The organism is Kitasatospora sp. NPDC101447 (assembly GCF_044767225.1).
In the GTDB taxonomy this organism is placed as follows: domain Bacteria; phylum Actinomycetota; class Actinomycetes; order Streptomycetales; family Streptomycetaceae; genus Kitasatospora.
Genome location: NZ_JBIWNL010000012.1, coordinates 142,913 through 166,876, shown reverse-complemented (window position 1 = coordinate 166,876; position 23,964 = coordinate 142,913). Strand labels below are relative to the sequence as shown.

At 73.5% G+C, this 23,964-nt stretch carries 24 protein-coding genes; 18 read left to right on the top strand and 6 right to left on the bottom strand.

Annotation, left to right across the window (positions count from 1 at the left end; translation table 11 throughout):
• Positions 1 to 59 precede the first annotated feature (59 nt).
• On the bottom strand, positions 60 to 1,055 hold the full coding sequence (coaA, locus tag ACIRST_RS19370) for a type I pantothenate kinase (RefSeq protein WP_350519924.1): 996 nt from the start codon (positions 1,053 to 1,055) through the stop codon (positions 60 to 62).
• A 99-nt stretch (positions 1,056 to 1,154) separates the two neighbouring features.
• Between coaA and glmS the strand changes: the two genes are divergently transcribed.
• Positions 1,155 to 3,011 (top strand): glutamine--fructose-6-phosphate transaminase (isomerizing), encoded by a 1,857-nt coding sequence (gene glmS / locus ACIRST_RS19365; RefSeq protein WP_350519925.1) that lies wholly within the window; start codon positions 1,155 to 1,157, stop codon positions 3,009 to 3,011.
• A 42-nt stretch (positions 3,012 to 3,053) separates the two neighbouring features.
• Here glmS and ACIRST_RS19360 read toward each other — a convergent pair whose 3' ends face one another.
• A complete protein-coding gene (locus ACIRST_RS19360; RefSeq protein WP_402803211.1) occupies positions 3,054 to 3,611 on the bottom strand; it encodes a Uma2 family endonuclease in 558 nt (185 codons plus the stop codon).
• Positions 3,612 to 3,783: 172 nt separating this feature from the next.
• On the opposite strand from ACIRST_RS19360, the gene ACIRST_RS19355 reads away from it, so the two are divergent.
• From ACIRST_RS19355 to ACIRST_RS19335, 5 genes are all read left to right on the top strand, one after another.
• Entirely contained in the window at positions 3,784 to 5,259 is a 1,476-nt protein-coding gene (locus ACIRST_RS19355; protein WP_402803210.1) for an NAD(P)H-hydrate dehydratase, read from the top strand.
• 164 nt (positions 5,260 to 5,423) lie between these two features.
• Positions 5,424 to 6,623, top strand: coding sequence for an alanine racemase (gene alr, locus ACIRST_RS19350; RefSeq protein ID WP_350519928.1), 1,200 nt, complete (start codon positions 5,424 to 5,426; stop codon positions 6,621 to 6,623).
• Positions 6,620 to 7,891 carry an alpha/beta hydrolase gene (locus ACIRST_RS19345; RefSeq protein WP_350519929.1) on the top strand — a complete coding sequence of 424 codons (1,272 nt, stop codon included), beginning with the start codon at positions 6,620 to 6,622 and terminating at the stop codon, positions 7,889 to 7,891. The genes alr and ACIRST_RS19345 overlap by 4 nt, the downstream gene beginning before the upstream one ends.
• Positions 7,892 to 8,020: 129 nt before the next feature.
• Entirely contained in the window at positions 8,021 to 8,527 is a 507-nt protein-coding gene (tsaE, locus tag ACIRST_RS19340; RefSeq protein ID WP_350519930.1) for a tRNA (adenosine(37)-N6)-threonylcarbamoyltransferase complex ATPase subunit type 1 TsaE, read from the top strand.
• 110 nt (positions 8,528 to 8,637) lie between these two features.
• Positions 8,638 to 8,832 (top strand): hypothetical protein, encoded by a 195-nt coding sequence (locus tag ACIRST_RS19335; protein ID WP_350519931.1) that lies wholly within the window; start codon positions 8,638 to 8,640, stop codon positions 8,830 to 8,832.
• A 7-nt stretch (positions 8,833 to 8,839) separates the two neighbouring features.
• On the opposite strand, the gene ACIRST_RS19330 is transcribed toward ACIRST_RS19335, so the two are convergent.
• Positions 8,840 to 9,406, bottom strand: coding sequence for a hypothetical protein (locus ACIRST_RS19330; protein ID WP_402803241.1), 567 nt, complete (start codon positions 9,404 to 9,406; stop codon positions 8,840 to 8,842).
• Between the two features lie 153 nt (positions 9,407 to 9,559).
• Between ACIRST_RS19330 and tsaB the strand changes: the two genes are divergently transcribed.
• From tsaB to ACIRST_RS19305, 5 genes are all read left to right on the top strand, one after another.
• On the top strand, positions 9,560 to 10,216 hold the full coding sequence (gene tsaB, locus ACIRST_RS19325; protein WP_350519932.1) for a tRNA (adenosine(37)-N6)-threonylcarbamoyltransferase complex dimerization subunit type 1 TsaB: 657 nt from the start codon (positions 9,560 to 9,562) through the stop codon (positions 10,214 to 10,216).
• Between the two features lie 23 nt (positions 10,217 to 10,239).
• Positions 10,240 to 10,728: a ribosomal protein S18-alanine N-acetyltransferase gene (rimI, locus tag ACIRST_RS19320; protein WP_350520093.1), complete on the top strand. Its 489-nt coding sequence runs from the start codon at positions 10,240 to 10,242 to the stop codon at positions 10,726 to 10,728.
• Positions 10,721 to 11,827, top strand: coding sequence for a tRNA (adenosine(37)-N6)-threonylcarbamoyltransferase complex transferase subunit TsaD (gene tsaD, locus ACIRST_RS19315; protein ID WP_350519933.1), 1,107 nt, complete (start codon positions 10,721 to 10,723; stop codon positions 11,825 to 11,827). Before rimI ends, tsaD begins: the two co-directional genes overlap by 8 nt.
• Positions 11,824 to 12,102, top strand: a complete 279-nt coding sequence (locus ACIRST_RS19310) for a hypothetical protein (RefSeq protein WP_402803209.1) — start codon at positions 11,824 to 11,826, stop codon at positions 12,100 to 12,102. Before tsaD ends, ACIRST_RS19310 begins: the two co-directional genes overlap by 4 nt.
• Before the next feature lie 81 nt (positions 12,103 to 12,183).
• Complete coding sequence (locus tag ACIRST_RS19305; protein ID WP_402803208.1) at positions 12,184 to 13,092, top strand: polysaccharide deacetylase family protein; 909 nt, start codon at positions 12,184 to 12,186, stop codon at positions 13,090 to 13,092.
• Here the strand turns inward: ACIRST_RS19305 and ACIRST_RS19300 are convergent.
• Positions 13,089 to 14,270 carry a methyltransferase domain-containing protein gene (locus ACIRST_RS19300; protein ID WP_402803207.1) on the bottom strand — a complete coding sequence of 394 codons (1,182 nt, stop codon included), beginning with the start codon at positions 14,268 to 14,270 and terminating at the stop codon, positions 13,089 to 13,091. The two genes, ACIRST_RS19305 and ACIRST_RS19300, sit on opposite strands and share 4 nt — an antisense overlap.
• Before the next feature lie 94 nt (positions 14,271 to 14,364).
• Complete coding sequence (locus tag ACIRST_RS19295; RefSeq protein ID WP_402803206.1) at positions 14,365 to 14,676, bottom strand: hypothetical protein; 312 nt, start codon at positions 14,674 to 14,676, stop codon at positions 14,365 to 14,367.
• 249 nt (positions 14,677 to 14,925) lie between these two features.
• Here ACIRST_RS19295 and groES point away from each other — a divergent pair, with 249 nt between their 5' ends.
• From groES to ACIRST_RS19280, 3 genes are all read left to right on the top strand, one after another.
• Positions 14,926 to 15,231 carry a co-chaperone GroES gene (groES, locus tag ACIRST_RS19290; RefSeq protein WP_014136232.1) on the top strand — a complete coding sequence of 102 codons (306 nt, stop codon included), beginning with the start codon at positions 14,926 to 14,928 and terminating at the stop codon, positions 15,229 to 15,231.
• A 135-nt stretch (positions 15,232 to 15,366) separates the two neighbouring features.
• Positions 15,367 to 16,998, top strand: a complete 1,632-nt coding sequence (groL, locus tag ACIRST_RS19285) for a chaperonin GroEL (RefSeq protein WP_350519938.1) — start codon at positions 15,367 to 15,369, stop codon at positions 16,996 to 16,998.
• Positions 16,999 to 17,152: 154 nt separating this feature from the next.
• Positions 17,153 to 18,151, top strand: a complete 999-nt coding sequence (locus ACIRST_RS19280) for a LysR family transcriptional regulator (protein WP_350519939.1) — start codon at positions 17,153 to 17,155, stop codon at positions 18,149 to 18,151.
• 97 nt (positions 18,152 to 18,248) lie between these two features.
• Here ACIRST_RS19280 and ACIRST_RS19275 read toward each other — a convergent pair whose 3' ends face one another.
• Positions 18,249 to 18,575, bottom strand: coding sequence for a WhiB family transcriptional regulator (locus ACIRST_RS19275; protein WP_350519940.1), 327 nt, complete (start codon positions 18,573 to 18,575; stop codon positions 18,249 to 18,251).
• Between the two features lie 562 nt (positions 18,576 to 19,137).
• Here ACIRST_RS19275 and ACIRST_RS19270 point away from each other — a divergent pair.
• From ACIRST_RS19270 to ACIRST_RS19255, 4 genes are all read left to right on the top strand, one after another.
• Entirely contained in the window at positions 19,138 to 19,749 is a 612-nt protein-coding gene (locus tag ACIRST_RS19270; protein WP_014136228.1) for a response regulator transcription factor, read from the top strand.
• Between the two features lie 332 nt (positions 19,750 to 20,081).
• Entirely contained in the window at positions 20,082 to 20,807 is a 726-nt protein-coding gene (locus tag ACIRST_RS19265; protein WP_350519941.1) for a sigma-70 family RNA polymerase sigma factor, read from the top strand.
• 329 nt (positions 20,808 to 21,136) lie between these two features.
• Positions 21,137 to 22,639: an IMP dehydrogenase gene (gene guaB, locus ACIRST_RS19260; RefSeq protein WP_350519942.1), complete on the top strand. Its 1,503-nt coding sequence runs from the start codon at positions 21,137 to 21,139 to the stop codon at positions 22,637 to 22,639.
• A 170-nt stretch (positions 22,640 to 22,809) separates the two neighbouring features.
• Positions 22,810 to 23,937 (top strand): GuaB3 family IMP dehydrogenase-related protein, encoded by a 1,128-nt coding sequence (locus tag ACIRST_RS19255; protein WP_350519943.1) that lies wholly within the window; start codon positions 22,810 to 22,812, stop codon positions 23,935 to 23,937.
• Positions 23,938 to 23,964 lie beyond the last annotated feature (27 nt).

Genomic DNA, 23,964 nt, shown 5'->3' with positions numbered 1-23,964 from the left:
GCCGAGCCCGGACGTACGGAGGGCCCCCGCCGCTGCGGCGGGGGCCCTCCGTCGTGCGCTCAGAGCTTGCGCAGCAGCGCCCGGCGGACCTTGTGGTCCTGGCCCTTCTGCAGGATCAGGGTGGCCCGGCCGCGGGTCGGCAGCACGTTCTCCAGCAGGTTCGGCTTGTTGATGGTGCGCCAGACCTGCCGGCCGTACTCCATCGCCTCCTCCTCCGGCACCTCGGTGAAGCGGCGGAAGTACGAGTTCGGGTCCTGGAAGGCGGTCTGACGCAGCTTCCTGAAGCGGTCCAGGTACCAGTGCTCGATGTCGTCGGTCCGGGCGTCGACGTAGATCGAGAAGTCGAAGTAGTCGGCGACCGCGAGGCGGGTGCGGCCGTCGGTGCCGGGCAGGGCCGGCTGGAGCACGTTCAGGCCCTCGACGATCAGGATGTCCGGGCGCTCCACGGTCAGCCGCTCGTCCTGCACGATGTCGTACACCAGGTGCGAGTAGACCGGCGCGCTGACGCGCTCCTTGCCCGCCTTCACGTCCGCGACGAAGCGCATCAGCGCCCGGCGGTCGTACGACTCGGGGAAGCCCTTGCGGGCCATCAGGCCGCGCCGGCGCAGCTCGGCGTTGGGGAGCAGGAAGCCGTCGGTGGTGACCAGTTCGACCCGGGGGTGCTCGGGCCAGCGGGCGAGCAGCGCCTGGAGGAGGCGCGCGGTGGTCGACTTGCCGACCGCGACCGATCCGGCCACCCCGATGATGAACGGGGTCCGGGTGCGTTCGGTGTCCGGCGTGTCCAGGAACGTGCCCACGGCGCCGCGCAGTTCGTGCGTCGCGTGGATGTACAGGTTCAGCAGCCGCGACAACGGCAGGTAGACGTCACGTACCTCGTCGAGGTCGAGGGCGGTGCCGAGGCCGCGCAGCTGCTCCACCTCCTCGGCGGTCAGCGGCAGCGGCGTGCGCTCGCGCAGCGCGCTCCATTCGGCCCGGCTGAGATCCACGTAGGGGGACGGGGACGGGCCGGGCGTGGCGGCGCCCCGCGTACAGAGTTCGGTCAGCACATGCTCCATTGTGAGCCGTAGCGGCGTTCACGGTGGTTGTGGTGTCGGTCACGCAGCGTTCGCGGGAGGCGGGAATACGGCCACAGAACCGCCCTTATGCTGGCACGCATGTGCGGAATTGTTGGATACGTGGGCGCGCAGTCCGCCCTCGACGTAGTAATCGCAGGCCTGCAGCGCCTGGAGTACCGGGGTTACGACTCGGCCGGTGTCGCGGTGCAGGTTCAGGACTCCGACGGGCAGTGGAGCCTGTCGACCGACAAGCGGGCCGGAAAGCTCGCCAACCTGGAGAAGTCGCTCGCCGAGTCCCCTCTGCCCGGCGGCACCACCGGCATCGGCCACACCCGCTGGGCCACCCACGGCGGCCCGACGGACGCCAACGCCCACCCCCACCTGGACGACGACCTGCGGGTCGCCGTGGTGCACAACGGCATCATCGAGAACTTCGCGCAGCTGCGCGCCGAGATCGCCGAGCGCGGCCACACCCTCCGGTCGGAGACGGACACCGAGGTCGTCGCCCACCTGCTGGGCGAGGCCTACCAGGGCGACCTCGCCGAGGCCATGCGGGCGGTCTGCGGTCGGCTGGAGGGTGCCTTCACCCTGGTCGCCGTGCACGCCGACGCGCCGGACGTCGTCGTCGGTGCCCGCCGCAACTCGCCGCTGGTCGTCGGCCGCGGCGAGGGCGAGAACTTCCTCGCCTCGGACGTCGCCGCCTTCATCGCGCACACCCGCGAGGCGATCGAGCTGGGCCAGGACCAGGTCGTCGAGCTGCGCAAGGACGGCGTGACCGTCACGAACTTCGACGGCACCCCCGCCGACGTGCGCGAGTACCACGTCGACTGGGACGCCTCCGCCGCCGAGAAGGGCGGCTACGACTACTTCATGCTCAAGGAGATCGCCGAGCAGCCGAAGGCCGTCGCCGACACCCTGCTCGGCCGGATCGGCACCGACGGCCGGCTCACCCTCGACGAGCTGCGGATCTCCGACGCCGACCTGCGGTCGGTCGACAAGGTCGTCATCGTCGCGTGCGGCACCGCCTTCCACGCCGGCATGATCGCCAAGTACGCGATCGAGCACTGGACCCGCATCCCCTGCGAGGTCGAGGTCGCCTCCGAGTTCCGCTACCGCGACCCGATCATGGGCCCGGGCACGCTGGTCATCGCCATCTCGCAGTCCGGCGAGACCATGGACACCCTGATGGCCCTGCGGCACGCCCGTGAGCAGGGCGCCAAGGTGCTGGCGATCTGCAACACCAACGGCTCCACCATCCCGCGCGAGTCGGACGCCGTGCTGTACACGCACGCCGGTCCGGAGGTCGCGGTCGCCTCGACCAAGGCGTTCCTGACCCAGCTGGTCGCCTGCTACCTGGTCGCCCTCTACCTGGGCCAGGTGCGCGGCACCAAGTGGGGCGACGAGATCTTCGCCGTCATCAAGGAGCTCGGCGACGCGCCGAAGCAGGTCGAGCAGGTCCTGGAGACCATGGAGCCGGTGCGCGAGCTGGCCCGCTCGCTGGCCGACGCCCGCTCGGTGCTGTTCCTCGGCCGCCACGTCGGCTTCCCGGTGGCCCTGGAGGGCGCGCTCAAGCTCAAGGAGCTGGCGTACATGCACGCCGAGGGCTTCGCGGCGGGCGAGCTCAAGCACGGCCCGATCGCGCTGATCGAGGAGGGGCTGCCGGTCGTGGTGGTCGTGCCCTCGCCGCGCGGGCGGTCGATCCTGCACGACAAGATCGTCTCCAACATCCAGGAGATCCGGGCCCGTGGCGCCCGCACGATCGTGATCGCCGAGGAGGGCGACGAGGCCGTCGTGCCGTACGCGGACCACCTGATCCGCATCCCGGTCACCCCGACCCTGCTCCAGCCGCTGGTCTCCACCGTGCCGCTCCAGGTCTTCGCCTGCGAGCTGGCCACGGCCAAGGGCCACGAGGTCGACCAGCCGCGCAACCTGGCGAAGTCGGTCACCGTCGAGTAGTTCCACGCCCGTCGGCAACGGCGCCCCTGCGGTGGCTGCGTCCTACCGCAGGGGCGCCGTGTCGAGCGTGAAGGAGAACGGGGCGGGCAGGTCGATCGGCTTGCCGAACGGGACCGGCTCCTTCTCCGTGTAGTCCTCCCCCTCGGGGGCGGTGAACAGGGTGACCATGCCCGCGCTCCGGTCGACCAGCAGGTAGCAGGGGATTCCGGCGGCGGCGTACCCGCGGCGCTTCTGTTCGCGGTCCCGGTGCGGACTGGTGGACGTGACCTCGAAGACGAGGAGTACACCGGAGGCGTCCGCCCAGGAACCGGCGTTCAGGAAGTGTCCGACCGGGCTGACGGTGCCGTCGGGGATGAACCGGCCGGTCGGCACGATCAGCCCCTTGTTGCCGGACAGGTCGAACTCGGCCTCGGCCTTGCGCATGAACTGCCGGTTCAGCAGGGAGAACGCGGTCTCGTGTTCTCCGTCCGGCGGTGGCGTCACGACGATCTCCCCTTCGACGAGCTCGGCCTTGTAACCAGGCGGTGTGTCCAGTTCCAGGAACGCCTGGAGGAGGCCGTCCCGGCCCAGCGGGCCCTCGACTGCTGGCATGGCGACCATGGCCCTTCTCCCTCCTGTGGGTCCGTGCCGGGCCACAAGGTAGGCGCACGGACCGGCACTGGTGGGGGGATCGAAGTGGTTGTCACTCGAAAGTGTGCCGCAGGCCCGGCTCCCGCGGGGCGGTGACGCGGGCTAGCGTCGTCCGTACGTCGACGGCCGGAGGAGCCCCGCCATGCGTCATGCACACCCTGTGGAAACCGTCCGGGCCGCCGAGGCCGCGTCGATGGCGCGGCTGCCGGAGGGGACGTTGATGCAGCGGGCGGCCGCGGGGCTGGCGGCGACGTGCGCGCGGCTGCTGACCCGGCGTCGGGGGCGGGTGTACGGCAGCCGGGTGGTGGTGCTGGCCGGCAGCGGGGACAACGGGGGTGACGCCCTGTACGCCGGGGCCGCGCTGGCCCGGCGCGGGGCGCGGGTGACGGCGGTGCTGCTCGCGCCGGAACGGGCGCACGAGGGCGGGCTGGCCGCGCTGCGGGCGTCCGGCGGACGGGTGACGGCGGAGCAGGACGTCGGCCTGGCCGACTTCTCGCGCGCGGACCTGGTGCTGGACGGGATCGTCGGCATCGGCGGCCGGGGCGGGCTGCGCCCCGGGGCCCGGCCGTACGCGGAGGCCGGGCGGCGCGGGGTGGTGGTCGCGGTCGACCTGCCCAGCGGGGTGGACGCCGACACCGGCGAGGTGCCGGGCGCGGCGCTGCGCGCGGACGTCACGGTCTGCTTCGGCACGTACAAGCCCGGCCTGCTGGTCGACCCGGGGGCCTCGTACGCGGGCGCCGTGCAACTGGTCGGCATCGGGCTGGAGCTGCCGGAGGCGGGCGTGACGGCCCTGCAGCACGCGGACGTGGCGGCGCTGCTGCCGCGGCCGGGCGCGGAGAGCGACAAGTACCGGCGGGGCGTGGTCGGCGTGGCGGCCGGGTCGGCGACCTACCCGGGGGCGGCGCTGCTGGCGGTTGCCGGGGCGCTGCGCGGCGGTGCGGGCGCCGTCCGGTACGTGGGCACGGCGGCCGAGGAGGTGGTGCGGCGCTTCCCGGAGACGCTGGTCACCGAGGGCGGGCCGGCCGGGGCCGGCCGGGTGCAGGCCTGGGTGGTCGGGCCGGGCGGCGGCGAGGGGGCGCGGCAGGCACTGGCCGAGGCGCTGGCCGGCGACGTCCCGGTGCTGGTGGACGCGGACGGCCTGACCGAGCTGGGCCGACTCGGCCCGGAGGCGCTGGCCGGCCGCACCGCACCCACCCTGCTGACCCCGCACACCGGCGAGGCCGCCCGGCTGCTCGCCGGCGCCGAGGGCACCGCGCCGCCGGCCGCCGACGACCTGGCCGCCAGCCGGCTGGCCACGGCCCGACGGCTGGCGGCGGCCTACCGCGCGACCGTCCTGCTCAAGGGCTCCACGACGGTGGTCGCCGACCCGGGCGGGGCCGTCCGGGTGAACCCCACCGGCACCTCCTGGCTGGCCACCGCGGGCAGCGGCGACGTCCTGGCCGGGCTGGCGGGCTCGCTGCTGGCGGCGGGACTCCCGCCGCTGGACGCCGCGTCGGTGGCCGCCTACCTGCACGGCCTGGCCGGCCGCGAGGCGGCGGGGGACCCGGGCGCACCGGTGACCGCCCTGGCGGTGGCGGAGGCGCTGCCGGCGGTGTGGCGGGCGGTCCGCGCGGGGTAGCGGGCCGCGGCCGGGAGCGGAACCGAAGGCTCCGCCGGCCGCGTCCGAGAGGGGGTGACGAGCGGTTCGCCGCGGGGTGGTGCGGCGGGAGGGGCCCGGTCGTCGGCCGCCGCGCCGATGGGCCGTTCGGCGAGGACTCCGGGACGTCTGGGAGACTGACCCTGATGACAACTGCGAACACGATCGGCACCGCCACCCTGACCGACGGCGTACGGGCCGAGGCGACCATCGATCTCGGCGCCCTGCGCGGCAACCTCGCGGCGCTGCGCGAGCGCGTCGGCGGCGCGGCGGTGATGCTCGCGGTCAAGGCGAACGCCTATGGCCACGGCGCGGTCGAGTGTGCCCGCGAGGCGGTCGCGAACGGGGTCGGCTGGCTCGGTTGCGCGACGCCCGACGAGGCGCTGGCGCTGCGGGCCGCGGGCATCCGCCCGGAGCACGCCCGCATCCTGTGCTGGCTGTGGACGCCCGGCGGGCCGTGGCGCGAGGCGCTCCGGGCCGGCCTGGACATCTCGGTCAGCGGCCAGTGGGCGCTGGACGAACTGCTCCCGGCCGTACGCGAGACCGGCATCCCGGCGCGCGTGCACCTGAAGGCCGACACCGGCCTCGGCCGCAACGGCTGCCAGCCGCACGACTGGCCCCGGCTGGTGGCCGCAGCCCGGCGCGCCGAGGCGGAGGGGCTGCTCACCGTGGTCGGCGTCTGGTCGCACTTCGCGGCCGCCGACGAGCCCGGCCACCCGTCGATCCAGGCCCAGCTGGACTCCTACCGCACCGCGCTGGCCGAGGCCGAGGCGGCCGGGCTGCGCCCCGAGGTGCGGCACCTGGCGAACTCGCCGGCCACCCTGCTGCTGCCCGAGTCGCACTTCGACCTGGTCCGTACCGGCCTGGCCGCGTACGGGCTTTCGCCGGTGCCCGAGGTGGGCTCGCCGGCCGACTTCGGGCTGCGCCCGGTGATGTCGCTCGCGGCGCGGCTGGCGCTGGTCAAGGAGGTCCCCGGCGGGCACGGGGTCAGCTACGGCCACCACTACACGACGCCCGGCCCGACCACCCTGGGCCTGGTCCCGCTCGGCTACGGCGACGGCGTCCCCCGGCACGCCAGCGGTACCGGCCCGGTGCAGATCGGCGGCAAGTGGCGCACGGTGGCCGGCCGGGTCGCGATGGACCAGTTCGTCGTGGACCTCGGCGGGGACGCCCCCGCGATCGGCGACGAGGCGCTGCTGTTCGGCAGCGGCGAGCGCGGCGAGCCGACCGCCGAGGACTGGGCCCGCGCCTGCGGGACCATCGCGTACGAGATCGTCACCCGGATCGGCGCCCGGGTGCCGCGCCGCTACCTGGGCGGCAGCCACACCGGGGACACGCCGGCATGACCGACGCGCCGACCGGGGACGGAACGGTCGCGGCGGTCGCCAAGGCGGCCGGCGCGGCCTCCGGGGTGAGCCGGGCGGGCGTGATCGGGATCTCGGTCGGTGTGCTGGCGGCGGGGGCCGCCGCCGGGGTGGCGATCGAGCGGCTGACCGTCGGGCGGGCGATGCGCCGCCGGGCCCGGGCCGAGCTGGACGCGAGCGCCCCGTACGGCTCGCTGCGCGGGCGTCCGAGGACGGTGGCCGCGCCGGACGGCACCGAGCTGTACGTGGAGCTGGACGGCACCGGCTGGGCCGAGCCGGACGGCGACGGCTCCGGCGCCGAACCGCTGACCGTGGTGTTCTGCCACGGCTACTGCCTCAACCAGGACAGCTGGCACTTCGAGCGGGCCGCGCTGCGCGAGGGCATGCGGCTGGTCTTCTGGGACCAGCGCAGCCACGGCCGCTCGGAGCGCTCCCGCTCGTACCTGGCCGGCGAGCCGGCCGGCATCGACCAGCTGGGCGGCGACCTGAAGGCCGTGATCGACGCCGTCGCGCCGACCGGGCCGCTGGTGCTGGTGGGCCACTCGATGGGCGGCATGACGGTGATGGCGCTGGCCGACCAGTACCCGGACCTGTTCCGGGAGAGGGTCGCCGGGGTCGCCCTGATCGGCACGCTCGCGGGCGACTGGGACGACGTCAGCCTCGGCCTGCCCAAGGCCGGCGCGAAGCTGTTCAAGAAGGTCGCGCCCGGGATGGTGAAGCTGCTGGGCCGTCAGGTCGACCTGGTCGAGGCCACCCGGCGGCTGGGGTCGGACCTGACCGCCGTCTTCTACCGGAAGTTCTCCTTCGGGGGCCGGGACGTCGACCCCGGCGTGGTGCGCTTCGCCGAGCAGCTGCTGGACGCCACCCCGATCGACGTGGTCGCCGAGTTCTACCCGGTGTTCGGCGCGCACGAGAAGTACGAGGCGCTGGCCGCCCTGCGCGGCCTGCCGGTCCTGGTGCTGGCCGGGACGAAGGACCTCCTGACGCCCTCGGCGCACAGCGAGGCGATGGCCGAGCGGCTGCCGGGCGCCGAGCTGGTGCTGGCCGAGGGCGCCGGGCACCTGGTGATGCTGGAGCGGCCGGAGCTGGTCGACCGCGAGCTGGCGCTGCTGCTGCGCCGGGCCGCCGACTTCGCGGGGGCCGCGCCGCTGCCCGCGGCCGTCCTCGACCTGACCCGCGAGCCTGCCGGGGGCACGGCCGCGGGCACGGCTGCCGGACCGGCCGCCGAACCGGTCGTCGACCCCGCCTGACGCCCGCCCGACGCCCGCCGACGCCCGGCCCGGCACCCGCCCGGCGCACCCGGGGGCGGCGATGTGGCACGGTAGCGGTGGCGGCCGGTGGTCGGTGCGCCGGTACGGACCGAAGGGCAAGACACGCGCATGGGCTCGCACGCCACTCTCACCGTCCCCACCCCGGAGCGGATGGGCCGGCTCGGCCGGGAGCTGGCCGCGCTGCTGCGGCCGGGGGACCTGGTGCTGCTCTCCGGCGAGCTGGGGGCGGGGAAGACCACGCTGACCCGGGGCCTGGGGGAGGGGCTGCAGGTCCGCGGGGCGGTGACCTCGCCGACCTTCGTGATCGCCCGGGTGCACCCCTCGCTGGTCGGCGGCCCGGCGCTGGTGCACGTGGACGCGTACCGGCTGGGCGGTGACCTGGACGAGATGGAGGACCTCGACCTGGACGTCTCGCTGCCGGAGTCGGTGGTCGTGGTCGAGTGGGGCGAGGGCAAGGTCGAGCGGCTGTCCGAGGACCGGCTGGAGGTCCGGATCGAGCGCGCCCTGGGCGACACCGCCGACGGGGACGACCACGATCCGCGCCGGGTGCTGCTGACCGGCATCGGTCCGCGCTGGGCGGACGTGGCGCTGGCGAAGCTGGCGGGGCAGGAGTAGCGGCGGGTCGCGGCGACTTGCCGACAGACTGTCGGCAAGATGTTGCGGGCGGAGTGCCGGGCGTGGTGGGATGGGTGCTGCGGTTAGGTCTGCCTAACTAGGGAGGCGCCATGTCGAGCACCACCCCCGCCCCGGAGCGCGCCGTCCGCGCCGCCGGGGCCGGAGAGTCCGCCCGTTGCGCTCCGGGGGAGCCGATGCGGGCACTGCTGGCCGCCCGCGCGGCCGCCGAGGCGGTGTCCACCCCGCCCGGACCCGAGCCCGGGCAGGCCGAGGAGCCCGAGGCGCAGGCACCCCGGGCCGCGTGAAGCCGCCTCAGGCGACCACGACCACCTTGGTGTCCTTCGGCGCGAAGTCCCAGAGCAGCTGCCCGTCCGTGCGGCCGCTGCGGATGCCGCCGGTCTTGGTCTTCGGGTCGGCCGGCGGGGTCGTGCCGTCCACCGCCGCGCTGAAGCCGAACACCACGCCGCTCTGCTGCGCGAAGCGCACCACGTGCTCGATCTGCCGGCCGTCCGTGCCGGTGGCCGTCGCCGTGCGGCTGTACACCGCGTAGCTGCCCGGGGCGGGCTCGACCGTGCCCGGGCTGACCGGGAAGGCCGCCGCGACCTGCGGGGTCTTCTTCGGGTCGACCAGCCAGACGTAGTGGCTGCTCACCGAGTAGACCACCCGGATGCCGGTGCCCGAGGTGGCCGGCAGCGGCGGGACGGTCGGGGTGGCCGAGGCGGTCGGCGCCGCGGCGGTGGCCGTGCCCGTCGCCGTGATGGTGGGGGTCGGCTTGGCGCCGCCGGCCCGGTCCTGGGCGCCGTTGGCCTGGAAGGCCAGCAGGCTCACCACCGCCAGGGCCCCCAGGGTCAGCCCCGTGACCACCACTCCAGGACCCATCTTCGCCACGTGCCGCTCCCGCTGCCGTCCCTTTTCGTACGGGCTTATCGTGCCAGGTCCGTCCGTCCGGGTCGCAGCGCCTCGGATGTGTGTTCCCGGTTGGCACGTCCGGCCGATCGTCCGGTCGGCCCAACGTCGGTCTAACCTTGACCCGTGCTGCTGCTCGCGTTCGACACCGCTACCCCCGCCGTCACCGCCGCCGTCCACGACGGAACCGCCGTCCTGGCCGAGACCCACCAGGTCGACGCCCGGCGCCACGGCGAACTCCTGCTGCCCGCGATCGACGGTGTGCTGCGCACGGCCGGGGTGGACAAGCACCGGCTGACCGGCATCGCGGTCGGCGTCGGCCCGGGCCCGTACACCGGTCTGCGGGTCGGCCTGGTGACCGCCGCCGCGCTCGGCCACGCCCTCGGGCTGCCGGTGCACGGCGTCTGCACCCTGGACGCGATCGCCTTCCAGGCCCGCGCCGAGGGGCTGGCGGGGCAGCCGTTCACGGTGGCCACCGACGCGCGCCGCAAGGAGGTCTACTGGGCCTCGTACGACGCCGAGGGCCGCCGCACCGAGGGCCCGGGCGTGGACCGCCCGGCCGAGCTGACCGCGCCGCCGCGCTCGGTCGGCGCCGGCGCGCTGCTCTACCCGGACGCCTTCCCGGGCGCGCACGGCCCGGAGCACGTGTCCGCCGGGGCCCTGGCCGGCTTCGCCGCCGCCGAGTTGGCCGCCGGGCGCGAGCTGCTGCCGAACGTGCCGCTGTACCTGCGCCGCCCGGACGCCCAGGTGCCGGCCGGCTACAAGGCGGTGCTCCCGGCGTGAACCACGGCACCACCCTGCGCCCGATGCGCTGGTGGGACATCGCGCCGGTGATGGAGCTGGAGCTGCGGCTGTTCCCCGAGGACGCCTGGTCCACCGGGATGTTCTGGTCCGAGCTGGCCGAGACCCACCCCGGCGGCACCCGCCACTACACCGTCGCCACCGCCGCCGACGGTTCGGTCGTCGGCTACGCCGGCCTGATGGCGATCGCCGGCGAGGGCGACGTCCAGACCATCGCCGTCGACGACCGGCACCAGGGCGCCGGCCTCGGCACGGCGCTGCTCACCGACCTGATCCGGGAGTCCGCCCGGCGCGGCTGCGCCGAACTGCTGCTGGAGGTGCGGGTGGACAACCCGCGGGCCCAGCGGCTGTACGAGCGCCACGGCTTCGAACCGGTGGGCATCCGACGCGGCTACTACCAGCCCGCCAACGTCGACGCGCTGGTGATGCGCCTCGACCACCCCAGCACTGACAGCACTGACCCGAAGGACATTGAGGACACCCGCCATGGCTGACGAACCGCTCGTCCTCGGCATCGAGACCTCCTGCGACGAGACCGGCGTCGGCATCGTGCGCGGCACCACGCTGCTGGCCGACGCGGTCGCCTCCAGCGTCAACGACCACGCCCGCTTCGGCGGCGTCGTCCCGGAGATTGCCAGCCGCGCCCACCTGGAGGCGATGGTCCCGACCATCCAGCGCGCCCTGGACACCGCCGGGATCAAGGCGAGCGACCTGGACGGCATCGCCGTCACGGCCGGCCCCGGCCTGGCCGGCGCGCTGCTGGTCGGCGTCAGCGCCGCGAAGGCGTACGCCTGGGCGCTGGACAAGCCGCTGTACGGGGTCAACCACCTCGCCTCGCACATCTGCGTCGACCAGCTGGAGCACGGCCGGCTGCCCTCGCCGACGATGGCCCTGCTGGTCTCCGGCGGGCACTCCTCGCTGCTGCTCAGCGAGGACATCACGAGCGATGTCCGCCCGCTCGGCGCGACCATCGACGACGCGGCCGGCGAGGCCTTCGACAAGGTCGCCCGGGTGCTCGGCCTGGGCTTCCCCGGCGGCCCGGTGGTCGACCGGAGGGCACGCGAGGGCGACCCGAAGGCGATCGCCTTCCCGCGCGGCCTGAGCGGCCGGAACGACCCCGCGTACGACTTCTCCTTCTCCGGTCTGAAGACCGCCGTCGCCCGCTGGGTGGAGGCCAAGCGCCGGGCCGGCGAGGAGGTGCCGATCGCCGACGTGGCGGCGTCCTTCCAGGAGGCGGTCACCGACGTGCTCACCCGCAAGGCCGTCAAGGCGTGCAAGGACAACGGCGTCGACCATCTGATGATCGGCGGCGGCGTGGCGGCCAACTCGCGACTGCGCGAGATGGCCCAGCAGCGCTGCGACCGGGCCGGCATCCGACTGCGGGTGCCGCGGCCGGGCCTGTGCACCGACAACGGCGCGATGGTGGCGGCGTTGGGCTCCGAGATGGTGTGGCGCGACCGTGCGCCGTCCGCGTTCGAGCTGTCCGCCGACTCCTCGCTGCCGGTGACCGAGGTCCACGTGCCGGCCGCGGGCTTCGGGCACGGGGACGTCCACGGACAGGCCTACGACGCCCTGGGTGGCGGCGCCGGATGACCGTCGCCGCGATGTGGGAGGCCCGGGCGGCGGACGGCCGCGGGGCCGAACTCGCCGCCTGGGTGCGGGAGTCGGTGCTGCCCGCGGTGCGCGGCACGGCCGGTCTTGAGCGCCTCGAAGTGTTCTCCGCCCCGGGCGAGCGGGTGCTCCTGATCACCTGGTGGAGCGGCGCGCCGGTGCCGGTCGCCGACCCGCCGGCCGAGCTGCTCGGCCGGCCGGTGCACCGCTGGTCCTTCACCAGCGAGCGCGTCGAACAGGTCGAACAGGTCGAATAGGTCGTCACCGGGAACCGCGACCCCGGCCGCTACCGTGAATCAGCTGATAGAAAGCTGAACGGGAACCGGGAGCGCGGTGCGGTGAGCAGGGACGGGCGGAGCAGGACCAGGACGTACGCGGCGGGGGCGCTGGCCCTGCTGGCCTTCGCCACCGCGTGCGGCGACAACGGAGGCGGCGGCACGGCCGCGCCGGCCGGCACGTCGGCGGCGTCGGGCACGCCCCAGCCGGCCGCGGCAGCCCCGAGCAGCGCGGCCGCCACGCCGGGGGCCGCCCCGGCGGGCGCGAACGCGGCGGCCTGGGCGAAGTGGAACCTCACCCCGCTCCCGCCCGCCCCGGCGCCGCCCGCCGACAAGCCCATCAAGCTCGAACGGACCGGCCCGGTACCGGTGTTCAGCGACGTGAAGACGACCGACAAGGTGGTCTTCATCACCATCGACGACGGCGCCGAGAAGGACCCGAAGTTCGTCGAGATGCTGACCGACCTCAAGGTGCCGATCTCGATGTTCCTGACCAAGGACATCGTCAAGAACGACTACGGCTACTTCAAGCCGCTCCAGGCGCTCGGCAACCACATCCAGAACCACACCGTGGACCACCCGGTGATGAGCAAGCTGTCGCCGGACAAGCAGAAGTCCGAGGTCTGCGACGACCAGGCCGCGCTCACCCAGCAGTACGGCACCGCGCCGCTGCTGTTCCGCCCGCCGTTCGGCGACGGTGCCAACACCCCGACGCTCAACACCGCGGTGCAGCAGTGCGGCCCGCGCGCGGTCGTGCTGTGGCGCGAGTCGATGCAGATCCACGACATGCAGTACCAGGCGGGGGACAAGAAGCTGAAGCCCGGCGACATCATCCTGGCGCACTTCCGCGGCCCCAAGGAGCTCAAGGGCGCCACGATGACCCAGATGTTCGGCGACCTGCTGGCCCGGATCCAGGAGCAGGGCTTCTCGGTGGCCCGGCTGGAGGACTACATCCAGGCCCCCGCCTCCTAGGCCCCGGAGGCCCGGACCGGCTGCCCCAGCATCATCAGCGGGCCGTGGTCGGTGCGGCTGAGGATCACCGTGACGGTGTTCGGCCCGGAGGGCTTGAGCTGGCGGCGCAGCTCCTCCGGGGTGATCGCCATCCCGCGCTTCTTGATCACCACCGTGCCGACCCCGCGCTCGCGCAGCAGCGCCTTCAGCTTCTTGATGTGGAAGGGCATCACGTCGGTGAGCTCGAAGGCGTGCGCGTACGGGGTGGCGACCAGCTCGTCCGAGGTCAGGTAGGCGATCTTCGGGTCGATCAGCCGGCCGCCGACCTGCTCGGCCACCTCGGCCACCAGGTGCGCCCGGATCACCGCGCCGTCCGGCTCGTACAGGTAGCGCCCGACCGGGCCGGCCGGCGGGTCGGGCAGGTCACCGCCGGTGAGGCTGTCGCCGTGCGGCAGCAGGGTGGCGCGGTGCGGGCTGGCGGCCCTGGTGCCGAACCAGAGCACCGCCTCCTTGACGTCGCCGTGGTCGGAGACCCACTCGGCCTCGGCGTCCGCCGGGACGGCCTCGTGCGGGATGCCCGGTGCGACCTTCAGCGCCCCGATCGGGGTGCGCCGGCCGGCCTCGATCGCCCAGGAGAGCGGCGGGGCGTACGCCTCGGGGTCGAACACCCGGCCGCGCGAGGTCCGTCGGGCCGGGTCGGTGAACACCGCGTCGTAGCCGGCGACGTCCACCTCGGCGACGTCCGCGCAGCGCACCTCGACCAGCTCGGCCAGGCCCAGCGCGGCGGCGTTCGCGGCGGTGGCGGCGCAGGCCGCCGGGTCCTTGTCGACGGCCAGCACCTCGATGCCCGCCCGGGCCAGCGCCAGCACGTCCCCGCCGATGCCGCAGCACAGGTCCGCCAGCCGCCGTACGCCCAGCTCGGCGAACCGTCGCGCCCGCCACTCGGCCACGCTGCGCCGGGTGGACTGCTCGACCCCGTTGGGCGTGAAGTACATCAGGTCGGCGTCCGCCCCGAACTTCGCGCGCGCCCGCTGCCGCAGCCGCGCCTGCCCGAAGGCCGCCGACACCAGCTCCGCCGGGTGCTCCCGCCGCAGCCGGGTGGCCAGCGCGAGCTCCTCCTCGGGGGTGAACTCGCGCAGCTCGGCGAGCAGGGCCTGGCCCTCGGGGGTCAGCAGGGGCTGGAGGTTCTCGGTGTCCACGGGGTCATTCTCGCCGGTCGGCGCGGCGCCGTGCCCGGGGCGGGCGCGAGCGGGCGGAGCCCGGCTCGGGCCCCGCGGACGGCGGGCGGCGTGCTCATCCGAGGGCGGCCAGGCAGAGCACGACGGGCAGGGCGAAGGGGGCGACCGCGGCGGAGATCGGCAGCAGCCGGTAGTCGGCCCGTTCGCCGAGCACGGCGACGGCGACCGGCACGCCCCAGCCGATGACCAGGGCGCAGAGCGCGCCGTAGGCGACGCAGCCGCCACTGTCGGAGCCGAAGCCTTCGGCCACGGCGGCGCCCAGCCAGAAGGCGCCGAGCGGGAGGGCGGCCAGTACGGGCAGGAGTGCCACCGCGAGCACGGCGTCCTGCGCGTCGGACGGGCCGAGGCGTACCGGGGTGTCGGTCATGGCACGAGTGTGCCGAGGGCGCCGACGGTCGCACATGAGTACGGGTACTCATCCCTCGGCCGGGGCTGTCCGGGCGCGCCGTTGGCACTCTGGTTGACTGAGTGCTAACACGGCCCTATGGTCGTCCTTGGCACTCCCCACCGGGGGAGTGCTAACGCGAAGACGTGTGTCTGACCCCCGCGACGGCAGACCCGCAGGCTCGCCCCTACCCGTTAGAAAACCCCGTAATCTCCGAAGGGGAGCTCGGACGTGACCACCAGCAGCAAGGTTGCCATCAAGCCGCTTGAGGACCGCATCGTGGTCCAGCCGCTCGACGCCGAGACGACCACGGCCTCCGGCCTGGTCATCCCGGACACCGCCAAGGAGAAGCCCCAGGAGGGCGTCGTCCTGGCCGTCGGCCCGGGCCGCTTCGAGGACGGCCAGCGTCTGCCGCTCGACGTCGCCGTCGGTGACATCGTCCTGTACTCGAAGTACGGCGGCACCGAGGTGAAGTACCAGGGCGAGGAGTACCTCGTCCTCTCGGCTCGTGACGTTCTCGCCATCATCGAGAAGTAAACGCAGCATCGAGAAGTAAGTCGTTCCGACCCGCCCCGGATCCGTGTCCCAAGTGACAGGGGCCCGGGGCGTGGTTGTTGGTTCACGTAGTTCGGCGGCCGGTGGGCCGGCCGCAGCCCCGAGGGAATAGGGAACATGGCGAAGATCCTGCAGTTCGACGAGGACGCCCGCCGCTCGCTGGAGCGCGGTGTCAACAAGCTGGCCGACACCGTCAAGGTGACCATCGGCCCCAAGGGCCGCAACGTCGTCATCGACAAGAAGTTCGGCGCCCCGACCATCACCAACGACGGTGTCACCATCGCCCGTGAGGTCGAGCTGGACGACCCGTACGAGAACCTTGGCGCGCAGCTCGTCAAGGAGGTCGCCACCAAGACCAACGACGTCGCGGGTGACGGCACCACCACCGCCACCGTGCTGGCCCAGGCCCTGGTCAACGAGGGTCTGCGCAACGTCGCCGCCGGTGCCGGCCCGGCCGCCCTGAAGAAGGGCATCGACAAGGCCGTCGCCGCCGTCTCCGAGCACCTGCTGTCCGTCGCCCGCGAGATCGAGGGCAAGGACGACGTCGCCGCCGTCGCGTCCCTCTCCGCCCAGGACACCCAGGTCGGCGAGCTGATCGCCGAGGCGATCGACAAGGTCGGCAAGGACGGTGTCATCACCGTCGAGGAGTCGAACACCTTCGGCGTGGAGCTGGACTTCACCGAGGGCATGCAGTTCGACAAGGGCTACCTGTCGCCGTACTTCGTCACCGACGCGGAGCGGCAGGAGGCGGTCCTGGAGGACCCGTACATCCTGATCAACCAGGGCAAGATCTCCTCCATCCAGGAGCTGCTGCCGCTGCTGGAGAAGATCCTGCAGGGCGGTGCCTCCAAGCCGCTGCTGATCATCGCCGAGGACGTCGACGGCGAGGCGCTGTCGACCCTGGTCGTGAACAAGATCCGCGGCACCTTCAACGCCGTCGCCGTCAAGGCCCCGGGCTTCGGTGACCGCCGCAAGGCGATCCTGGGCGACCTGGCCACCCTGACCGGCGGCACGGTCATCTCCGAGGAGGTCGGCCTCAAGCTCGACCAGGTCGGCCTGGACGTGCTGGGCACCGCCCGCCGCGTGACCATCACCAAGGACGAGACCACCGTCGTCGACGGCGCCGGTGACGCCGAGGCCGTGGCCGGCCGCGTCGCCCAGATCAAGGGCGAGATCGCCGCCACCGACTCCGACTGGGACCGCGAGAAGCTGCAGGAGCGCCTGGCCAAGCTGGCCGGCGGCGTCTGCGTCATCAAGGTCGGCGCCGCCACCGAGGTGGAGCTGAAGGAGCGCAAGCACCGCCTGGAGGACGCCATCTCGGCGACCCGCGCCGCGGTCGAGGAGGGCATCGTCGCCGGCGGTGGCGCCTCCCTGGTCCACGCCGCCAAGGTGCTGGACGAGGGCCTGGGCCTGTCGGGTGACGAGGCCACCGGTGTCGCCGTGGTCCGCAAGGCGCTGCACGAGCCGCTGCGCTGGATCGCCCAGAACGCCGGCCTGGAGGGCTACGTCATCACCTCCAAGGTCTCCGAGCTGGAGATCGGCCAGGGCTACAACGCCGCCACCGGCGAGTACGGCGACCTGGTGAAGGCCGGCGTCATCGACCCGGTCAAGGTCACCCGCTCCGCCCTGGAGAACGCCGCCTCGATCGCCTCCCTGCTGCTCACCACCGAGACCCTCGTGGTGGAGAAGAAGGAGGAGGAGGCCGACAACGGTCACGGCCACTCCCACGGTCACGGCCACTCGCACTGAGGCCCGAACGACTGACCGGAGGCCCGGTCCGCACCCCGCGAGGGGACGCGGGCCGGGCCTCCGGCTGTCGCCCGCCCGGTCGTCCGCCGGGTCGTGGCCGCTTCAACCATCAGTAGAATTTTGCAGAACGCAAAGATTGCCTTATAACTAAGGCATGATCGAGGCCCGCCACCTGCGCGTCCTGCGTGCCGTCGCCCGCACCGGCTCCTTCTCCGCCGCCGCTCGTGAGCTGGGGTGCACCCAGCCCGCCATCAGCCAGCAGATGAAGGCCCTGGAGAAGTCCGTGGACACCCCGCTGGTGGTCCGCTCGGGCCGCGGGATGCAGCTCAGCGAGGCCGGGCGGGTCCTGCTCAAGCATGCCACCGGGATCCTGGCCGGGCTCTCCGCCGCCGAGGAGGAGGTGGCCGCGATCGCCGGGCTGCGGGCCGGCCGGGTGCGGCTGGTGTCCTTCCCGACCGCGAGTTCCACCCTGGTGCCGCCCGCGGTCGCCCGGCTGCGGGACGGCCATCCGGGGGTGCGCGTGTCGCTGGTCGAGGCGGAGCCGCCGGAGTCGCTGGCGATGCTGCGCGGCGGCGAGTGCGAGATCGCGCTGGCCTTCCGCTACCCGCAGTCCGACGGCGCCGTCGTGCTGCCGCCGCCGGCGCACGGCACGCCGCGCGAGGCGCGGGCCGAGGCCAACCTGGAGGCCCAGCAGCTGACCGCCGGGACCGACTGGTCCGATCTGGTGGTCACCCCGCTGCTGGACGACCCGCTGGTGGGCCTGCTGCCGGCCGCCCACCCGCTGGCCGGGCGGGGCGGGCCGGTCGAGCTGGCCGAGCTGGCGGGGGAGCAGTGGATCGCCGGCTGCCCGCAGTGCCGGGGGCACCTGGTGGAGCTGTGCGCCGGGGCGGGCTTCGAGCCCCGGATCGACTTCGCGACCGACGACTACCCGGCGGTGGTCGGCCTGGTGGCGGCCGGGCTGGGCGTGGCGGTGCTGCCGCGGCTGGCGCTGCAGTCGGTGCGCCCTGACGGCGTGTCGACGGTGCCGGTGCGGACGGCCTCGGGGGCGCCGGCGGTGCGACAGGTGGTCGCGCTGACCCTGCCGGACCTGGCCGAGGTGCCGGCCGTGGCGCTGATGCTGGAGCGGCTGGCGGGGGCGGCGGCCGCCCGCTGACGGTGGGTGACGGAAATCCCGCAGGTCCCGTACCGGCCGTGACCGGCCTGATGCGCCGCGAAGAAACGTTTCTTCACGGCGCGTCGCGGAGGCGGGTCTAGCGCTGCGCGACCGCGGGCGGGGTCAGCGGGACCTCCACCAGCCGGTGCCGCGAGCGTCCCAGCATCTCCTCGCGCTCGTCCTCGGTCATCCCGCCCCAGACTCCGTACGGTTCGCGGACCGCCAGCGCGTGCGCGGCGCACTCGGCGATCACCGGGCAGCGCATGCAGACCTCCTTGGCGCTGGCCTCGCGCGAACTGCGCGCGGCCCCGCGCTCGCCCTCGGGGTGGAAGAAGAGCGAGCTGTCCACGCCGCGGCAGGCTGCGGAGAGCTGCCAGTCCCAGAGGTCCGCGTTGGGACCGGGGAGGCGGGAGAAATCTGCCATGGCTCATTCCCTTCAGAGGCCGTCGGCCGTCGGCCGGGCGCTCGGCGGGCTGCTGCCGAGCGATACGGCGGGGCTTCGATGCACTGGTGTGGACACCTGGAAATATGACTTAAGGCAACTCCATGGACAAGTCACCCACACACTGGCACAACAGTCAATGACCATACGAAAGCTATAAAAACGGGCAAAGTGGGCAAGGGTCCTCGGCGGGCGCGGGCGTGGCAATCGGGTGGCCGACGGGCGCACGACATGCCGAATCGGTGTGCGGGTCGTACGCCGACCGCGCGCGAGCTGCGGAAAAGTGCGGCGTGTGCACCGCGATGCGGCTGATCGGTAATGGGTTGGCCACGTACAGTGGTGGAGATGGCCCCGAAGGCCGTAACTCATTCGAGTGACGGTCGTTGGAAGTGCGGAGGCGGTTAGCGGGCGCCGGACGTCGGGAACGATCGCGGGCAGGTTGGGGCGATCAGCACGGAGTCTGTCGCCGATCGGCCGTGTCGGAGAGGTTCGTACCAGCCAGGAGGCTCAACGTGACGCGGATCAGCTGCGGAGGACGACGGTCATGACTTCCGTTCTCGTTTGCGACGATTCCCCGCTCGCCCGCGAGGCGCTTCGCCGCGCGGTCGCGACCGTACCCGGTGTGGACCGGGTCACCACCGCGACGAACGGGGAGGAGGTCCTCCGCCGCTGGGTGGCCGACCGCTCCGATCTCGTTCTGATGGACGTCCGGATGCCCGGCCTCGGCGGGGTCGAGACGGTCCGGCGGCTGCTGTCCGCCGACCCGGGCGCGCGGATCATCATGCTCACCGTCGCCGAGGACCTCGACGGTGTCGCGCTCGCGGTGGCCGCGGGCGCCCGCGGGTACCTGCACAAGGACGCCTCGCGCGCCGAGCTGCGGGCCACCGTCACCCAGGCCCTCGCCGACCCGACCTGGCGGCTCGCCCCGCGCCGCCTGCGCAGCCCCGACATGGGTGCCGCGCCGACCCTGACGGCGCGTGAGATCCAGGTGCTGGAGGGCATGAGCCACGGCCGCAGCAACGCCGAGATCGGGCGCGAGCTGTTCCTGTCCGAGGACACCGTCAAGACCCACGCCCGACGGCTGTTCAAGAAGCTCGGGGCCTCCGACCGCGCGCACGCGGTGGCGCTGGGTTTCCGCTGGGGCCTGGTCCGCTGACCACCGGCGGCGCCGCCGGGTGCGGCGCGCCACCGGTGATCCCCGTGGCGGGTACCGCACAGGTGTGTGACGTCACGGTCCCGAGGTTGCACCATGGAGGAGTGGAGCACCTCGGGGACCAGCGGACAGGCACTGCGGCGAACCGCGCGGCCGCAGGACACTCGGCGGACGGCGCGACGGACGGGACCACCGACGGCGGGGCGGGAGGCGGCACGGTGCAGGAGGGGCCGGTGGTGCGCGGCACGCCCCACGGTGCGGCAGCGCATAACGTTCCGGTGCACAACTCCGGACGCGGTGCCGCGTTTTCCCGCTCGACCAGGCACCATGGACCGATGCGCGACGACGTCGCCGGCGCGGCCGGCCAGGCGGACCCGGTGGAGGGCGAGCCCTCCGGTCCGGGTCACGATCCGTCGTACGCCGATCCCGGCGGTCCGGACGGCTCCGGCGCCGACCGCGGACCGGGCCGTCCTCCGGTGCTCGGTACGGGCGGCTCGCCGCTGGTGGGCGAGCTGGTCGCGGCGGCCGTGCGCGGCGAGGGCCCGGCGATCGACGCCCTGCTCGCCTACGTCCACCCGCTGGCGCTGCGGTACTGCCGTGCCAGGCTCGTGCGACTGCCCGGCGGAGCCCGGCACCACGTGGACGACGTCGCGCAGGAGGTCTGCGTCGCGGTGCTCTGCGCGCTGCCCCGGTACAAGGACCAGGGGCGGCCGTTCGAGGCCTTCGTGTACGGCATCGCCGCGCACAAGATCGCCGACCTGCAGCGGGCCGCGATGCGCGGGCCGGGGTCGACCGTCGTCCCGCAGGACGACCTGCCGGAGGTGCCGGACGAGGCGCTCGGCCCGGAGGAGCAGGCGCTGCTGAGCAGCGACGCGGCCTGGGCGAAGGAGCTGCTGTCCAACCTGCCGGCCCGTCAGCGCGAGCTGGTGCTGCTGAGGGTGGCCGCCGGGCTGTCGGCGGAGGAGACCGGCGAGGTGCTCGGAATGTCCCCGGGCGCCGTCAGGGTGGCCCAGCACCGGGCGCTCAGTCGGCTGCGGGCCCTCGCGGAGGAGTCCTCCTGACCCCTGGCCTCGGCCGTTGCGGGGCGCGTGACCTCGGCCGTTGCGGGGCGTGCCCGCTCGGCGGGGCTCCGCGGGCGGGACGGAATCAGGCGGAATCAGGCAGCGGGCGGGGTTGTTGTCAAGGGCACACGAGGACACATTCGCGGTGCCAGTACCATGGGGTATCGGCGCCTGGGCGGGTTGCCAAAGTTTCACGGGTGCGCGCGGGGTCCCCTTGGAGGATCCTCCTATTGCGCCCGGCTTTCGGCGGTCTGCGCGAGTGAGCGATGAATGCGCCCCCACCCTCAGGGCGTGAGCGGATAAGGCCGGCCACGGAAGGTACCCCCCAAATGTCTTACAACGCCGCAGGCGTACCCGAGAAGTTCGCCATGCTCGGGCTCACGTTCGATGACGTCCTGCTGCTGCCCGGGGCCTCCGAGGTGCTGCCGAACCAGGTGGACACCTCCTCGCGGGTCTCCCGGAACGTCCGCGTCAACATCCCGCTGCTCTCCGCGGCGATGGACAAGGTGACCGAGTCGCGGATGGCCATCGCGATGGCGCGCCAGGGTGGCGTCGGCGTGCTGCACCGCAACCTGTCCGTCGAGGACCAGGCCAACCAGGTCGACCTGGTGAAGCGCTCCGAGTCCGGCATGGTCACCGACCCGATCACGGTCGGCCCGGACACCACGCTGGCCGAGGCCGACGCGCTGTGCGCCAAGTTCCGCATCTCCGGCGTGCCGATCGCCGACGAGGCGGGCAAGCTGCTCGGCATCGTCACCAACCGCGACATGGCCTTCGAGTCGGACCGCAGCCGCCAGGTCCGCGAGATCATGACCCCGATGCCGCTGATCACCGGCAAGGTCGGCATCTCCGGCGTCGACGCGATGGCGCTGCTGCGCCGCCACAAGATCGAGAAGCTGCCGCTGGTCGACGACGAGGGCCGGATCAAGGGCCTCATCACCGTCAAGGACTTCGTCAAGGCCGAGCAGTACCCGAACGCCGCCAAGGACGCCGAGGGCCGGCTGCTGGTCGGTGCCGCCGTCGGCGCCAGCGCCGAGGCGTTCGACCGGGCCCAGGCCCTGGTCGAGGCCGGCGTGGACTTCCTGGTGGTCGACACCTCGCACGGCCACAGCCACAACGCGCTGGCCTGGATCGCCAAGATCAAGTCGGCCGTGGGCGTCGACGTGGTCGGCGGCAACGTCGCCACCCGTGACGGCGCCCAGGCGCTGATCGACGCCGGCGTGGACGGCGTCAAGGTCGGCGTCGGCCCCGGCTCCATCTGCACCACCCGCGTGGTCGCCGGCATCGGCGTCCCGCAGATCACCGCCATCTACGAGGCCGCCCTGGCCTGCCGCGAGGCCGGCGTGCCGGTCATCGGTGACGGCGGCCTGCAGTACTCGGGCGACATCGGCAAGGCGCTGGCCGCCGGTGCCGACACCGTGATGCTCGGCTCGCTGCTGGCCGGCTGCGAGGAGTCCCCGGGCGAGCTGCTGTTCATCAACGGCAAGCAGTTCAAGTCCTACCGCGGCATGGGTTCGCTGGGCGCCATGCAGTCCCGCGGCCAGGGCCGCTCGTACTCCAAGGACCGCTACTTCCAGGCCGAGGTGGCCTCGGACGACAAGCTCGTCCCCGAGGGCATCGAGGGCCAGGTGCAGTACCGCGGCCCGCTGTCGGCCGTGCTGCACCAGCTGGTCGGCGGCCTGCGCCAGACCATGGGCTACGTCGGCGCCGGCACCATCGCCGAGATGGAGAGCAAGGGCCGCTTCGTCCGGATCACCTCGGCGGGCCTCAAGGAGAGCCACCCGCACGACATCCAGATGACCGTCGAGGCGCCGAACTACTCGACCCGCTGACCGGTCCGCACCACCCGAGCCACCGAGGGGCCCGTCGCTGCAGCGCAGCGGCGGGCCCCTCCGGCGCGTCCGGGGAGCGGGCCGTCGGGGCGCGGCCGCCGGTAGTACGGGATACTGGGGTGCGGCCGGGGTGACCCGGCGGGCACAGCAACACAGCAGAAGGGCTCGAAGTGACCGAGATCGAGATCGGGCGAGGCAAGCGCGGCCGCCGGGCGTACGCCTTCGACGACATCGCCGTCGTCCCCAGCCGCCGTACCCGGGACCCGAAGGAGGTCTCGATCGCCTGGCAGATCGACGCCTACCGCTTCGAGCTGCCGTTCCTGGCCGCCCCGATGGACAGCGTGGTCTCGCCGCAGCAGGCCATCGCCATCGGCCGCCTCGGCGGCCTGGGCGTGCTGAACCTCGAAGGCCTCTGGACCCGCTACGAGGACCCGCAGCCGCTGCTCGACGAGATCTCCGCGATCACCGACGAGGCCACCGCGACCCGTCGGCTGCAGGAGATCTACGCCGCGCCGATCCGCGCCGAGCTGATCAAGCAGCGGATCCAGGAGGTCCGCGACTCCGGCGTGGTCACCGCCGCCGCGCTCTCCCCGCAGCGCACCGCCGAGTTCTCCAAGGCCGTGGTGGACGCCGGCGTCGACGTCTTCGTCATCCGCGGCACCACCGTCTCGGCCGAGCACGTCTCCAGCGCCGCCGAGCCGCTCAACCTCAAGCAGTTCATCTACGAGCTGGACGTCCCGGTGATCGTCGGCGGCTGCGCCACGTACACCGCGGCGCTGCACCTGATGCGGACCGGCGCGGCCGGCGTGCTCGTGGGCTTCGGCGGCGGCGCCGCCCACACCACCCGCAACGTGCTCGGCATCCAGGTGCCGATGGCCACCGCCGTCGCCGACGTGGCGGCCGCGCGCCGCGACTACATGGACGAGTCCGGCGGCCGCTACGTGCACGTGATCGCGGACGGTGGCGTCGGCTACAGCGGCGACATCCCGAAGGCCGTCGCCTGCGGCGCCGACGCCGTGATGATCGGTGCCGCGCTGGCCCGCGCCACCGACGCCCCGGGCAAGGGCTTCCACTGGGGCATGGAGGCCGTCCACGAGGAGCTGCCGCGCGGCAAGCGGGTGGACCTCGGCACGGTCGGCACCACCGAGGAGATCCTGACCGGTCCGTCGCACACCCCGGACGGCACCATGAACCTGTTCGGTGCGCTGCGCCGTGCGATGGCCACCACCGGCTACACGGAGCTCAAGGAGTTCCAGCGCGTCGAGGTGACGGTCAACCCGGCGCTCGACCACCGCTGAGCCGTCGGCTGACGAAGGCCCCCGCCG